At 76.3% G+C, this 1162-nt stretch carries 1 protein-coding gene; it reads left to right on the top strand.

The features are described 5' to 3' along the window. Positions 1-1162 (top strand): ketopantoate reductase family protein (locus MXD58_RS25075; protein WP_284678851.1); only part of this gene is annotated, 1162 nt, incomplete at both ends.

Here is a 1162-nt window from a genome sequence, read left to right as displayed (position 1 = left end):
CACCCACCACTACGACCTCAGCGTCGCCGCCGGCCCGGCGGAGATCACCCTGCGCCCCGGCGACGTCCTGGCGCTCGCCACCAAGGCGCAGGACTCCGAGGCGCTGCTCGCCGACTGGGCGTGGCAGCCCGTCGACGCCGGTTCCGGCGTCGCGCCCACCACTGCCGCGGCGCCCACCACTGCTGCGGCGCCCACCACTGCTGCGGCGCCCACCACTGCTGCGGCGCCCACCACTGCTGCGGAGACACTGCCCGTCGTGCTCCTGCAGAACGGTCTCGACAGTGCCCGCGCGGCGCTGCGCCGCTTCACCACCGTCCTCGACGCGGTCGTCATGAGCCCGTCCTCGCACCTGCGCCCCGGCGAGGTCGTCTCCCCGGCCGCGCCGGTCCCCGCCGCGTTCCTGCTCGGCCGAGTGCCCACCGGCGGCCCCGGCGAGAACACCGTCGAGGACATCGCCGACGACCTGCGTCGCGCCGCGTTCGCCGTGCGGATCGTCGAGGACATCGGCCGCTGGAAGGCCGGCAAGCTGCTGGGCAACCTCGCCTACAACCTAGACGCCCTCTACCCGCCCGGCCCGCGCCGCGACGCCGTCGCCGCCGCACTGCTCGCCGAGGCCCGCCGGGCGTTCGACGCCGCCGGTATCACCGCGGCCGACCTGTTCGCCGACCGCGGCCTGGACCTCACCGGCCTGACCATCCACGACATCCCTGGCCACGCCCGCCAGGGCAGTTCCACCTGGCAGAGCCTGGCCCGCGGCGCGTCGGTCGAAGCGGACTACCTCAACGGCGAGATCGTCCTGCTCGCCCGGCTGCACGGCCTGACCGCCCCGGTCAACGCCGGCGTCGCCCGCCGCGTCGCCACCGCCGCGCGCCTGGGCGTCCCCCCGGGCGGCCTCGACGAGGACGACCTCGACACGCTGCTCGCCACCGCCACCGCCACCGCCACCGCGGAACCGGCCGTGACCGTCGGCGGTGCCGGTCGCGGCGCCGTGCTCGTCGAGGTCAAGGCGCTGCACGACGAGCTGGCCGCCGCCCGCCTGCCGCTGCTGCTCGACGTGCGCTGGGCGCTGGGCGACGCCCACGGCCACGACCACTACCGCGACGGCCACCTGCCCGGCGCCGTCTACGTCGACCTCGACACCGAACTCGCCGCCGCCCCCGGT

The organism is Frankia sp. AgKG'84/4 (assembly GCF_023242965.2).
Classification (GTDB): Bacteria; Actinomycetota; Actinomycetes; order Frankiales; family Frankiaceae; genus Frankia.
The sequence above is the reverse complement of the archived record's forward strand: the minus strand, read 5'-3'. Positions and strand labels throughout refer to the sequence as shown.